Source organism: Draconibacterium sp. (genome assembly GCF_041583095.1).
GTDB lineage: Bacteria > Bacteroidota > Bacteroidia > Bacteroidales > Prolixibacteraceae > Draconibacterium.
Genome location: NZ_JBFHGM010000023.1, coordinates 23,044 through 35,919, shown reverse-complemented (window position 1 = coordinate 35,919; position 12,876 = coordinate 23,044). Strand labels below are relative to the sequence as shown.

The window sequence follows — 12,876 nt, the reverse complement described above, 5'->3', positions numbered from 1 at the left end:
GTCTTTTAAAAATACTTCTTTCATGGTGCCTTCTACCTGGTTGCGCAGTGAGATATTTTGTACACGCTCTTTTGATAAAGCTATGCTTTCGGGCTTGATCAGGACTTTTAATTCCTGGTTTATCGCCATATCTTTTACGATAGTTTGTGTTAAGGCCTGAATCTGCAGGTTGCTTTTATTGCTTTTCAGCAGAACCATATTCTTCGATTCGAGGTGCGCAAATACCGACAAGTGCATTACATTGTACCAGCCCGACTCGTGCATCAACTCCAAATTCTCGGGTCGATCCAACAGATCGGTAAACTTTCCGTGCCCCAGTAACTGTCCATTTTTCAGTAGCAACAAATTATCGGTAAGACTTAAAAGATCGGGAAGATCGTGGCTTACTATTAATATAGGGAGCGAGAATTTCTGGTGCACCCGGTTTAGATACGGAATTATTTCACGGCGCAGGTTTACATCCAGTGCCGAAAACGGCTCGTCCATCAACAATATTTTCGAACCACTGATAATGGCACGCCCGATGGCCGCACGCTGTTTTTCTCCGCCGGAACACTGTTCGGGTTTCTTATTTAATAAATGTGCGATCTGCAAAGTTTCGACCACCTCATCGAAAAGCTCCGAATCGGGATTCTTTTCGCCATACAACAGGTTCTTCTTTATAGTATAGTGTGGAAAAAGTCGTTCGTCCTGAAAAACGTAACCTACCCTTCGCTGCCTGATCTTAACATTTACCTTTTTATTCGAATCGAGAAGTGTGTCGCCATTCAGATGAATATAACCTGAATCGGGCGTAACAATTCCGGCGATAGAATTCAGCAAACTGGTTTTTCCATGCCCCGACGGTCCGAAGATACCGGTAATCCCATTCGGTATATCAGCTTTTACATCGAGTGTAAAATCCTTTCGCTGCAGTTTTATATGAAAACTCAATGCCGAAGTCATGCCGTTTTACTTTTAATTACACGTTTGTTTAGAAACTCGGCAGCGATCATTGCCAGCAGTGATAATATAACTGATACCACAACCAAACGCATCGTTGAAGCTTCTTGTCCCGGAACCTGCATTTCAGAAAATATGGCCAGCGGGAGTGTTTGTGTTTTTCCTTCAATGTTTCCGGCAAATGAAATGGTTGCACCAAATTCGCCCAGACTTCTTGCAAACGAAAGAATAAAACCGCTGATTACTCCGGGCAGTGCCAACGGAAGTGTAATCGTAAAAAACACCCGGAGATTGGATGCTCCCAAAGTGCGTGCAGCTTCTTCCAGTTTTTGGTCGACCAGTTCGATGGATAAACGAATGGATCGCGTAACCAATGGAAAGGACACAAAAATGGCAGCGATTACCGCCGCATAAAACGAAAAGGCGATTTGAATTCCGAATATCTCGTAAAAGAATTTACCGATAACTCCGCGGTTTCCGAAAACCAGTAATAATAAATAACCGGTTGTAATGGGAGGTAAAACCAATGGTAAATGTATGATTCCTTCAAGCACCGACTTGCCGAAAAACTTTTTGCGGGCCAGAAACCAGCCCACGGCTATGGCCAGCGGCAAGGTTATTACAGCACAAATTAGCGCAACATATAACGATAATTGTATTGCCGACCACTCGCTTGCTGTATATTTAATCAATTCACTCAATTTTAAATCCGTGTTTTATCCAGATGTCTTTTGCTTCATTCGAGGTCAGAAAATTATAAAAAAGCCTGGTTTGTTCGTTGTTTTTGTTCTTTAAAATGGAAGCATAAAAACCAATTGGCGGGTGCAGGTCATCGGGAACAATAGAAACGATCCTAACTTTTTTTGATTTCAGCGCGTCGGTTTTGTATACAATTCCCATTTCCACTTCGCCCAATTCAACCACCATTAATGCCGAACGCACATCTTTTGCAGGTAAAATCCGATCGCTTAAAGCATCGGCATAACCACCGCTCTCGATTGCTTTCCAGGCATAGTCGCCTGCCGGTACATGTTTTGGGTCGCCAATTGACAGGCGTCCATTAAACTGTTCCGGGAAATGATCCGAAAATGTAATGGTATCCGTTTCGCTATCGAAAGGAACGATGATAGCCATCGACGTTCCAACAACTTTCTCTTTTGATTCAGGAACAACCAAATCGAGATTAATGAGGTAGTCTACCCATTTTTCGTTGGCAGATATATAAACTGAAGGTTGTGCTCCCTGCTCAATTTGCCGGGCCAATGTTCCCGACGAAGCAAAATTCAGTTTGATGTCGACGTCATTTTCCGTTTTGTAGATTTCAGCCAGTTCAGAGACAACATTTGTCAATCCGGCTCCACTGAAAACCAACAGTTCTGTCGATTGCTTTTTCTGCGATTTTTGGGCACATCCAAAAAACAGGAATACTATTAATATATATAGTAAAGCTTTTCTACTCATTATTCGACCGCTAAAGTTAGGCAAATTGTAGCATCAATAAGTAAAGATGCTTTCATTAAAAGCACCATTCGCTTCTAAAGCAGTCCTGAAAAATCCTAAACGGACTCTTCTTCAACTAGTGCTGCATTAGAATATTCTTTCAATGCATTGGTAAAATCGAGCATTCTCGACAACTCTTCGCGTGTTGGTTCAAGCGTTTCCAGCACTTCCAGCGAGCAGAAATTCATAAAACGATTGAGAAACCGCGCCTCCACAAGAAACTCTTCAGGAATTTCCATTTTCTTACCAACCTGCCTTAACATGGCTGTTATTCCCGAATGCTCGGGCAGTTCGCCGGTACTTACACACAAAGCGGTGAGGTAGTTTTCCACAGCCATGCTTAATACATTATATACTACCAGGCTTCCCAATTTCTCTTTTTTGTACGAACCAACCGCTGCTTTTGCGTAGCTATCGGCCTCATCCATGTACTTTGTCCAGTTTGCCATAATTTCAAATTTTTATTATTCAACCTCGTTGTATTATGTTGTAGATGTTTTTTTGTATCATTAGTTAAATGTTCGACGAAATAAGGTCTTTCACCTCATTGAAATGCAGGTCGCGCTTTAACTCGGACGAAAGCTTTTTTATTTTAGCAACAAGAATGGCCAGTTCATTTTTAGGCAGAAAAATATTTCGTTTTTCCAGCATCTCGCTTACAGCACCCATTCCCGAGTGTTTGCCGATAACCAACTCGGTCTGCCGGCCAATTTCGTTCGGATTAAATGGCTGATATGAAAGTGGGTTTTCTTTTAAGCTACGGCAGTGAATTCCGGATTCGTGTGAAAAAACCAGTTCTCCCGACACTGGTTTCGATAATGCCAACTTTCGCTCTGAAACCCGCTCCACCAGTTTCGAAAGCTGAACCATTTTCTTTCCTTCGAAATTTAAGTCGTAACCGCAGGAGTATTTCAGGGCAAATGCCACTTCTTCCAAACAGGCATTTCCTGCTCGCTCCCCTAAACCGTTTACCGTTAAACTCACACTTTGTGCGCCAGATTGTAGCGCCACAACGTGGTTGGCGGTTGCCATCCCCAAATCGTTGTGACCGTGAAATTCAAAATCTACATCAGCAAAATCACTGCTTAACCGGGTAAACAGGTTCTGTGTGGAAAGCGGATTCAGAATTCCAACTGTATCGGCAATGCGCACTCGTTTGGCACCGTATAATGTTGTCAGATAGATGTATTCTTTCAGAAAATCGTAATCGGCACGCGAAGCATCCTGCGCACCAACGGCCACAAATTCGAAATGGTTTGTGGCAAAATTCATAATTTCAGGTAGGTTTTTTCGTACCCAGTTGCGCGATTTCCCAAGCGTTTCAAGTTGTATATCGGAAACCGGGAAAGAAAGGTTGACCCTTTTTGCTCCTGTAGCCAGGGCAGCTTCCAAATCGTTGAAAGTTGCCCTGCACCAGCAGGTAGAAGCGAAGGAAAATCCCTGGTTGATCAAACAATGAATGTCACTCTGCTCTTTTTCGCCCATGGCCGGAGTTCCGATTTCCAGTTCCGGTACTCCAATTTCATCAAGCTTTTGAGCAATTTCGAGCTTCTCATTCATTGAAAATACCACACCCGGAGCTTGTTCTCCGTCGCGCAGCGTAGTGTCGATCAAATATGGGAACTTCTCATCCTTCATAATATATAATTGTTATTGGTTTTCAATCCGATAAAAGTACCCCCGGCACAAGCCGGGAATACTATACAAGTTGAAGTTTGATTAGTTCTGGTTATACCGATGAGAGTTTATTTTCAAACATTTATCAGCATTATCCATTGTATTTTCAAAGCTTCACCAAGGCTCACTCTGAAAAACAATTGGATAAGAGGGGAAAAACAATTGAGTACGCAGTTTAACTTATTCGCTTATGAGATAATCCTCAACGGCCTCCCCCTCCTCCAGTGCATCTAAAATTTCGTCGATTTTCTCTTCATTAATTCCTCCGTACCAATAGTTATTTGGGTGAATAACCATTACGGGCCCCTGAGAGCAAACGTTTAAACAAGCGGTGGAAGAGACCGCGACGTCCATGCCGCGGTCGTTACATTCTTCCATTATATATTGAATTAAATCGGATGAACCGTTTTTGTTACAATAGCCTTGTGCATCGCCGGCAACCCGGTACGAGTTGCACACTAAAATGTGAAATTCTGGTTTTTTCATAATTGATTTCTTTAGTCGAAAGTCGCCCCTCTCCCGATGAATCGGGATCTCCCCTGAAGGGGAGAAAAGAACACCTCCGATGCGTTATACTTTTTATTTATTATTATTTACATTTTCCGCTACAGCCGGGGATTTTATCCACCGAACAGGTGCAGGTTTGTACTGCTATTCCAATTATATCGAATTGCTCCTTTGGCTTTTCACCAATTTGCATGGTGTACAGCTTTTCGCAATCCTCCAATTTTTCTTTTACAGTTGAAAATCGATCGGATGAAAATTTATGATCGGCAACAGGTTGGCCTCCCGCGCTGCAATACGATGTAACTTCGCGTGTTTCCACGAGTTTCATTTCATCGCCTTCCACGTCGTACACATCAAAGCGGGTAGCTTTTCCAAAATGCTGATCTACCTTTTCTCCGTTACTTGTTGTTACTGCTATTCTCATTTTTAAAGACTTTTTAGAGTTTCAGATTATTCGACCAAAGATTAACCGCAACCGGTTCCTTTACCTGAACATTCTGATCCGCATTTAAAAACATCGGCTTTTTTCAGTGTCCGGAGTTCTTTGCCTTTGTAAACGGCATCCAATCCCTCATCGATCAAACCGGTCATTTCAACGATCTTAATTCCGGCACGGCCAATAATCGACGATGGAGATGGTCCGATTCCGCCAACCAACAAAGCTCTACAATCATCGATCACATCAGCCAGTACTGCCCAACGACTATTTCCGGCTCCGGGTTTTGGTGTTGCACGTTGTTCCACCAAACGATAGCCATTTGGCGTTTCTCTGAAAATATAGAGCTGCGATGCCTCTCCAAGGTGCTGGTTTACCAACAATCCCTCGTGACTGGCAACTGCTACATATGGTTTTGTTTTGTCAACATTCACCGACAGGTTCGACACTTCCGACAAAATTTGTTTTGCTTCGGCATCGTCTTGTCCCAGCAATCCAACAGCATCGGCACGGCAACGGGCACAGTGCGTCATCGGTGGTAAATATTCTTTAATACCGTTTTGTAATTCTTTCATTCGTTTTGGCGAAGGCTCTTCAAAATCCTCGAAAGGAGTTCCTTCAACCGGGTAGAGCGGAATGGTATTCATAATATCCACTTCCATCTCTTTCATTTTTTTGGCAATATCAACGATCACATTGTCATTGATTCCGGGCACTACAATAGAGTTTATTTTAACAGTAATGCCTGCACGTTTTAACGCCCGGATTGCTTCCATCTGGTTCCGCAGCAGAATTTCAGCTGCCTGCTCTCCAAAATATCCGCGCTTCTCGAAACGCACCCATTTATATAATTGAGATAGTGTTTTTGTCTCTGTTCCGTTCAGCGTAATGGTAACGTGGCTTACCTCCAATTCCTTCAATTCATCAACATATGGCAATACATTCAGCCCGTTTGATGAAAGACAAAGAATCATTTCCGGAAATTCTTTACGAATCAACCGAAGTGTTGTCATGGTTTGAATTGGATTGGCGAACGGATCGCCGGGGCCGGCAATTCCCACAACCGACAAATGCGGCATTTTTTCTTTTAACCTGATGGTGTAGGCAAGTGCCTGCTCAGGCGATAGTACTTCGCTGGTAACACCAGGGCGGCTTTCGTTTACGCAATCGTAATCGCGCTTGCAATAATTACAGTGAATATTACATTGCGGTGCCACCGGGAGATGCACGCGGGCATATTTGCCTTTTGCATCTTTATTGAAACAGGGATGTGTTTTAATGTCGATCATAACTTTCCTTTTTAGTTTCGAGCTTCTAGCCTCAAGCTGCAAGCATTGCCCGCTTCTTAATACTAATTACCCATTTTTGTTACTACATATATTTATAGCCTACCGGCGAAATGCTTTGTTTGTGTTCAATCAGTGCGTTCACTACTTTGTCGAATAGTTCCTGCGTACCTGAATAACCAAGGTGTTTTATACGTTGTCCGCCCACGCGGTCGTGAACCGGGAAACCCACCCGAACGATCGGAATATTCAGCTCGCGGGCGATGTAGTAGCCTTTGCTGTGCCCGATCAGAATGTCAGGTTTATTTTCGAGGCTCCAATCGCGGATACTCTCAAAATCGTATCCTTCGCGAACCACCACTTTATTTTTATTCTCAGGACAATATTTTTTTATTTCATTCTCCAACATGCCGCTTTCGCCGCCTGTGGCAACAAGCGCCAGTTCAATTCCTATTTCATCGAGGAAAGCGGCCATGGCAACTACAAAATCTTCTTCGCCATACACCACTGCCCGTTTGCCAAAGGTGTATTTATGTGCATCAACATAGGCATCTACAAGGCGACCGCGTTGTTTGGTATACTTCTCAGGAATTTCGTTGCCCGAAAGATTTTTAAGCTCCTCGAAAAAGGCATCGGTTTGCGTGATACCGATTGGCATTGGGATATTTACCAACGGTACATCCATTTCGTTTTTCAGGAACTGTGCTCCGGTGCGCGACAACTTGTTGCTTTTTACCCGGCCTGATAATTTTCCTCTGTTCAGGATTGTACCGAATTCGATGCTGGCTTTGGCACTGCCACTTTTTACTACATCCTCTTTTGCCGTTCCGCCTTCGGGAATACGGTGATAAGTATCCCAAACCGGGTTATCGAGGCTTTCAGAATAATCGGGCATCATAATGTGCTCCAACGAAAAGTCGGCCATAATTTCTTTCAGCAAGCGTAAATCTTCGGTTGAAACAAAACCGGGGAAGAGATTTACATGATCTTGTGACAGACCTTTTTGGGCGTAACGTTTTACCACGCTGGAAACCGCTTCATGAAATCCGTCGATGTGCGTTCCCTGGTAACTGGGTGTTGAAGCCATTACAAAATCGGTCTTTACATCAGGGTGCTTATCCAAAAAATGGTGAACGAAAAGGCTAACATCGTCGCCAATAGTTTCGCTTAAACAAGTTGAGGCAATACCGATAATTTCCGGTTTATATTGATTGATAATATTAAGGACAGCCAGTTTGAAGTTTTCATCGCCACCAAAAATGGTAGCATCTTCAGTAAAATTCGACGAGGCAATGTCGATGGGCTCTTTGTAATGCGAGATCAGGTAGCGGCGAATGTAAGTTGCGCAGCCTTGCGAGCCGTGAATAAGCGGAACACAGCCTTTAAAACCTTTGTAGGCTACGCTGGCTCCCAGCGGCGAACAAAGTTTACAGGCATTTTGTGTTGCCTTGTAATTTTCTTTTGCTTTTGGTACTGAATTGAGTTCAAACATCCGATTTGTTTTTATTCAATATTTTTTCCGATTCTTTAAAGGGTCCCCCCTTTCTAAAAACACAATCACGGCCTGTAACTAGCGGACAATGTGTCGTATCACTTTACGAACTTCCACACCGGGCTTGTAACCGAGGCGTATACTTCTTTCGCAAAATTCATCATGCCGACATAGCCGGCCAGTGCTTCTTTTCTTTCGTGGTTGTGATCGCAAAAACCAAGGCCAAGTTTATGGGCAATCGGGCGCTCTTTTACGCCGCCGATAAACAGGTTGGCACCGGTTAACTTCACAAATTCAGAAAGTTCGTTTGGATTGGAATCATCAACAATGATGGTTCCCTCATCACACAAGTCTTTTAGTAGTTTATAGTCTTCTGCATTTCCGGTTTGCGAGCCAACAACCACTGTTTTCATGCCCAGCAAACGCAATGCTTTTACCAGCGAGATGGCTTTAAACGCACCACCTACATAAATGGCTGCTTTTTTACCTTCCAGCTTTTGGCGGTAAGGTTGCAGCGCCGGTAATAATTTCGAGATTTCGTTAGTAACCAGTTCGCGGGCCTTGGCCATCATTTCATCGTCTTTGAAAAATTTGGCCACTTCGTATAAGGCTTCCGACATATCTTCGATTCCGAAATAGGAAACCTTCATAAAAGGGATGTCGTATTTTTCCTTCATTTCTTTCGCCAGGTGCATAATGGAACCCGAACACTGAACCACGTTCAGCGAAGCTTTGTGTGCACGGCGAATCTGTTCAACACGGCCATCGCCGGTCATGCACGAAATAATTTCAACACCCAGTTTCTTGTAATATTCAGCCAAAATCCACAACTCTCCGGCAAGGTTAAAGTCGCCTAGAATATTGATTGAATATTTTGATGGTGTGTAATCGTTGTTCGTTCCAACTAATTTTGAAAGTGCGCCACAAGCAATTTTGTAGCCGTCTTTTTTGGTACCGTTAAAACCTTCCGACATTACCGGAATGACGTCGATGCCTTTTTCTTTTGTAACCTGTCGGCAAACAGCTTCAACGTCGTCGCCAATAACTCCGATTATACAGGTTGAAAAAACAAAGGCAGCTTTCGGCTGATGTTTGTCGATTAATTCAATAAGGGCGTGATACAATTTCTTTTCGCCGCCAAAAACCACATCTCTTTCTTTTAAATCGGTGGTAAAACTCAGGCGGTGTAACTGTGGTCCCGACGAAAGCGAACCACGAATATCCCAGGTATAAGAAGCGCAACCAACCGGCCCGTGAATAACATGCAGTGCATCGGCAATTGGATAAAGCACCACACGTGATCCGCAAAACACACAGGCTCGTTGCGAAACTGACCCGGCCAGACTTTTTTTATCGCAGGAAATTTCTGCAGCATCGTTTCCTTTTGTCAGGATTTGGCTTTCGCGATCTTTTAGATAGTTGCTCATAATTCAAAAGTTAAAAGATGGACGAAGTTGCCTGCAAGCAGGGCTTATCCTAATTACAATTGTGATTAAATATCTCTGATTCTACTTGTGTAGTGCTTGTTATTTCGGGTGAAGTACAGCTGAGAGCGACTCAGCTGAACTCACCTCGAAATCATTTTGAATTATATTGCAACTACATTACTAGCTCGAATGATTCTTCAGGAGCTGTAGCATCGATTTTATCCATGATAGCACCCAGAATCTTCTCAAGGATTCGAAGACCTCCCTGGTAACCTACAGTTGGGAAATAACTGTGTCCAACGCGGTCAATAATAGGGAATCCCATGCGAACGAATGGTATGTTCTCATCGCGAGCGATGTACTTACCGTAGGTGTTACCAATCAATAAGTCAACAGGCTCTTCTTTAATCCACTGGTGTAATAAGAACATATCAGCATTCGGACCATTTTTGAATTTAGTTTCAGCCAATTTGTCGCCTAAAATCTCTTCCATACGTTGTGTGAAACGTTTTCCCGGTGTTCCAGAAACAATGTAAACAGGTTTCATATCCAGGTCTAACAAGAATTCAGTTAACGGAAGTAAAGTATCCGGATCACCAAACAGAGCAACACGTTTTCCGTAGAAATACTGGTGCATATCAGTCATCATATCCACTAATCGACCACGTTCTTCAGAAATAATTTCAGGAATAGAAACTTTCCCGGCAGTTGAAAGTGCCTGTATAAAGCGGTCGGTTGCACTGACACCAACTGGTAAATCGTTCATTGAAAATGGTACTTTACATTTGTTGTCTAAAGCAATGGCTGCACTTTTTGCACCCCATTCGCCCAAAGCAACAGTGCTCATACTATTTCCCATGCTAACCATTTCTTCTATAGTTGTTCCACCTTTTGGATACATTTGGTATTTACCGGTCATAGGTGTATCTACTACATCTGATGTATCGGGAAGAAGAACTGTTTTAATATCCATTAAACCAGCCAATCTTTTTAACTCACGCATATCCGATGGTTCAACCCAACCTGAAAGCAGGTTTATCTGGCGCAATTTTTCGTCCGTTTTAAACGCGAAGTATTTTACAAATGCTTCCAGCATGTTGGCATAACCGGTTACATGTGAACCTACATAACTTGGTGTTGATGCCTGAACTACGTGTTTTCCTTCCGGAATTCTACCATCGTCTTTTGCTTTTCCAACAATCTGTCCAAGGTCGTCACCAATGGTTTCCGACAAACAGGTTGAGTGAATGGCAATAATTTGAGGTTCGTAAATACCAAAGATATTATCGATGGCTTGCAGTAAGTTTGCCTGCCCCCCAAACACCGATGAACCTTCAGTAAAAGAACTGGTTGCTGCCATAATTGGCTCTTTGTAGTGACGAGTTAACGCACTTCGGTGATAAGAACAACACCCTTGCGAACCGTGGCTGTGTGGTAAACATCCGTGCACACCCAGAGCAGCATACATTGCACCTACCGGCTGACAAGTTTTAGCCGGGTTAACGGTTAATGCTTTTCTCTCTTTAACTTCTTTTGTTGTATGACGTAATAACATAATTTTTCCTCCTATTCTTTAAGCATCTACAGTTACACTTCCTACAATCTCCGGCTCGAGTTTCCAAGGGGCATCAACCAGTTTCCAAATCTTGGTTCCCAGCATACGCTCCATTTCATTGTAGAAATTAATAGCTCCCCCGAATGCAGCATAAGGACCGCCGTAGTCGTACGAGTGCAATTGTTTTAATGGCACTCCATATTTCTGAACAACGTATTTTTCTTTAATACCTGCGCAGAATACATCAGGCTTATAGAATTCGATCAGCTTTTCAGTTTCCCAGTGGTTTACATCGTCGATTACCAGCGAGTTCTTCTGCATATCCGGCATCATTCCTTTGTAGTCTTTAAACTCATAACCGCTCTCTTCCAACTTGGCTTTCTTCTCTACCAGGTCGTCGCGGAAAAGGTTTTCGTCTTTTTCAACCACAAGGTCTTCGATGTTACGTGTATCGGCATCAATTTTAATGCTAGGAATAACTTCACGACCTTCGTAATCATCACGGTGCGCAAATTCATATCCGGCAGAAACTGTTTTTACTCCAAGCTCCGTAAACAAATCCTGATAATGGTGAGCACGTGATCCACCAACGAACATCATTGCCAGTTTACCTTCCGTTTTAGGTTTAACCACATCGGCAACTGCTTTTACTTTCAGCATTTCGCGAGCGATAACTTCTTCAACTTTGGCTGATAATTCTTTATCTCCAAAGTAATCGGCCATTTTACGCAATGATTTTGCAGTTGATTCGGCTCCGATAAAGTTGACTTTAAACCATGGAATACCGTATTTCTCTTCCATCATTTCAGCAATGTAGTTGATGGAACGGTGACACATAACCATGTTCAGGTCGGCAGTGTGTGAATATTCCATACTTTCAATAGTAGAATTACCAGAGAAAGTAGACAACAATTCAACACCAACTTCTTCGAACAATGCTTCAATTTCGAACGCATCACCACCGATATTGTATTCTCCCAGTAAGTTCACCTGGAATTTACCTTTGCGAGGACGGTCGTTATTACCAACCACGTTTTTGAATACCCCGTTATTTGCAATGTGGTGTCCGGCTGACTGTGATACTCCACGGTAACCTTCGCAACTGAATCCAAAGATGTTAATTCCAAGCTCAGCTTTCATGTCGCGGGCAACAGAATGAACGTCATCACCAATCAAACCTACCGGACAAGTAGAGAAAATACCGATTGAACTTGGATTGAAAATTTCAAATGCTTCGCGAATTGCTTCTTTCAGTTTCTTTTCACCACCAAATACAATGTTTTCGTCTTGCATATCGGTAGAGAAAGAATAAGGAATAAAGTTATCTCCACCTTCGGGAACACGTGTTTGGTTACGACGAGTTAACCAGGCGTAAAAACTACACCCAATTGGTCCGTGTACCAGGTTGATGATATCGCGTGTTGGTCCTAAAACCACACCCTTGCATCCCGCGTAGGTACAACCACGCTGTGTAATAATTCCAGGTATCGTACGAATATTGGCTGCAATCTCCTGGTTTTGTTCAGGATCGTTGATTACCATTGCCTTAGACCGCTTTTTTGCTACTTTCCGGGGATATTTTGCCAGCATCTCCTCCTTCAGTTGAGAAGGATCCGGCAATCCGTTTGTATAATCTTTTTTATTTGGCATAATTTTGTCTTTCTAATTAAAGAATTGTCGTTCCTGTTTCGCCGGTACGTACCCGAAATGCATCATCCAAAGGAAGGACAAAGATTTTTCCGTCGCCGGGAGCAGGAGTCTGATTAACTTCAATAATCGTATCAATTGTTAATTGCACATTGTGGTCAGAAACCGCAATATTTAGTACTCGCTGAGGTCTCAGCCTGGGTTCTTTTCCAAGGTGGGCAAGTGCTTCTGGCATATCCTGTTTTGCACCTTCCATAACCTGTGCATCCCAAAAGCCTTTTCCGCGTCCGAAAACTTTTCCGGTGGCAGTCATCGAGGTGATGCCGGCTGCGGTTAGAGCCCTTTTAGTTGCATTCATTTTATCAATCCGGATAATCGCCAATATCATCTTCATAGTCGTCTGATTT

Annotated in this window: 13 protein-coding genes; all 13 read right to left on the bottom strand. The window is 43.1% G+C overall.

Features of this window, described 5'->3' with window-relative positions; all coding sequences use genetic code 11:
- Positions 1 to 945 (bottom strand): molybdenum ABC transporter ATP-binding protein (gene modC / locus ABZB17_RS03835; RefSeq protein WP_372648177.1); only part of this gene is annotated, 945 nt, incomplete at its 3' end.
- The gene (gene modB / locus ABZB17_RS03830; RefSeq protein ID WP_372648176.1) at positions 942 to 1,634 is read right to left on the bottom strand and encodes a molybdate ABC transporter permease subunit; all 693 of its coding nucleotides are present in this window, start codon (positions 1,632 to 1,634) and stop codon (positions 942 to 944) included. The genes modB and modC, both read right to left, overlap by 4 nt.
- A gap of 1 nt (position 1,635) precedes the next feature.
- Complete coding sequence (gene modA / locus ABZB17_RS03825; RefSeq protein WP_372648175.1) at positions 1,636 to 2,403, bottom strand: molybdate ABC transporter substrate-binding protein; 768 nt, start codon at positions 2,401 to 2,403, stop codon at positions 1,636 to 1,638.
- Positions 2,404 to 2,498: 95 nt separating this feature from the next.
- Positions 2,499 to 2,891 carry a HEPN domain-containing protein gene (locus tag ABZB17_RS03820; RefSeq protein ID WP_372648174.1) on the bottom strand — a complete coding sequence of 131 codons (393 nt, stop codon included), beginning with the start codon at positions 2,889 to 2,891 and terminating at the stop codon, positions 2,499 to 2,501.
- 64 nt (positions 2,892 to 2,955) lie between these two features.
- Complete coding sequence (locus ABZB17_RS03815) at positions 2,956 to 4,080, bottom strand: hypothetical protein (protein ID WP_372648173.1); 1,125 nt, start codon at positions 4,078 to 4,080, stop codon at positions 2,956 to 2,958.
- A 219-nt stretch (positions 4,081 to 4,299) separates the two neighbouring features.
- Complete coding sequence (locus ABZB17_RS03810) at positions 4,300 to 4,605, bottom strand: ferredoxin (RefSeq protein ID WP_045033451.1); 306 nt, start codon at positions 4,603 to 4,605, stop codon at positions 4,300 to 4,302.
- 103 nt (positions 4,606 to 4,708) lie between these two features.
- Positions 4,709 to 5,050, bottom strand: a complete 342-nt coding sequence (locus tag ABZB17_RS03805; RefSeq protein ID WP_372648172.1) for a NifB/NifX family molybdenum-iron cluster-binding protein — start codon at positions 5,048 to 5,050, stop codon at positions 4,709 to 4,711.
- Positions 5,051 to 5,091: 41 nt separating this feature from the next.
- The gene (locus ABZB17_RS03800) at positions 5,092 to 6,351 is read right to left on the bottom strand and encodes a radical SAM protein (protein WP_045033576.1); all 1,260 of its coding nucleotides are present in this window, start codon (positions 6,349 to 6,351) and stop codon (positions 5,092 to 5,094) included.
- 82 nt (positions 6,352 to 6,433) lie between these two features.
- Entirely contained in the window at positions 6,434 to 7,840 is a 1,407-nt protein-coding gene (locus tag ABZB17_RS03795; RefSeq protein WP_372648171.1) for a nitrogenase component 1, read from the bottom strand.
- Between the two features lie 98 nt (positions 7,841 to 7,938).
- Positions 7,939 to 9,267: a nitrogenase iron-molybdenum cofactor biosynthesis protein NifE gene (gene nifE / locus ABZB17_RS03790; RefSeq protein WP_045033454.1), complete on the bottom strand. Its 1,329-nt coding sequence runs from the start codon at positions 9,265 to 9,267 to the stop codon at positions 7,939 to 7,941.
- A 172-nt stretch (positions 9,268 to 9,439) separates the two neighbouring features.
- Entirely contained in the window at positions 9,440 to 10,822 is a 1,383-nt protein-coding gene (gene nifK / locus ABZB17_RS03785) for a nitrogenase molybdenum-iron protein subunit beta (RefSeq protein WP_372648170.1), read from the bottom strand.
- Positions 10,823 to 10,840: 18 nt separating this feature from the next.
- Positions 10,841 to 12,472: a nitrogenase molybdenum-iron protein alpha chain gene (nifD, locus tag ABZB17_RS03780; protein WP_163326145.1), complete on the bottom strand. Its 1,632-nt coding sequence runs from the start codon at positions 12,470 to 12,472 to the stop codon at positions 10,841 to 10,843.
- A gap of 16 nt (positions 12,473 to 12,488) precedes the next feature.
- Positions 12,489 to 12,863, bottom strand: a complete 375-nt coding sequence (locus ABZB17_RS03775) for a P-II family nitrogen regulator (RefSeq protein ID WP_163326144.1) — start codon at positions 12,861 to 12,863, stop codon at positions 12,489 to 12,491.
- Positions 12,864 to 12,876 lie beyond the last annotated feature (13 nt).

Coding starts and splice junctions, on each gene's coding strand:
- modA (WP_372648175.1), bottom strand. CDS start 2,403: ATGAGTAGAAAAGCTTTACTATATATATTAATAGTATTCCTGTTTTTT.
- ABZB17_RS03820 (WP_372648174.1), bottom strand. CDS start 2,891: ATGGCAAACTGGACAAAGTACATGGATGAGGCCGATAGCTACGCAAAA.
- ABZB17_RS03815 (WP_372648173.1), bottom strand. CDS start 4,080: ATGAAGGATGAGAAGTTCCCATATTTGATCGACACTACGCTGCGCGAC.
- ABZB17_RS03810 (WP_045033451.1), bottom strand. CDS start 4,605: ATGAAAAAACCAGAATTTCACATTTTAGTGTGCAACTCGTACCGGGTT.
- ABZB17_RS03805 (WP_372648172.1), bottom strand. CDS start 5,050: ATGAGAATAGCAGTAACAACAAGTAACGGAGAAAAGGTAGATCAGCAT.
- ABZB17_RS03800 (WP_045033576.1), bottom strand. CDS start 6,351: ATGATCGACATTAAAACACATCCCTGTTTCAATAAAGATGCAAAAGGC.
- ABZB17_RS03795 (WP_372648171.1), bottom strand. CDS start 7,840: ATGTTTGAACTCAATTCAGTACCAAAAGCAAAAGAAAATTACAAGGCA.
- nifE (WP_045033454.1), bottom strand. CDS start 9,267: ATGAGCAACTATCTAAAAGATCGCGAAAGCCAAATCCTGACAAAAGGA.
- nifK (WP_372648170.1), bottom strand. CDS start 10,822: ATGTTATTACGTCATACAACAAAAGAAGTTAAAGAGAGAAAAGCATTA.
- nifD (WP_163326145.1), bottom strand. CDS start 12,472: ATGCCAAATAAAAAAGATTATACAAACGGATTGCCGGATCCTTCTCAA.
- ABZB17_RS03775 (WP_163326144.1), bottom strand. CDS start 12,863: ATGAAGATGATATTGGCGATTATCCGGATTGATAAAATGAATGCAACT.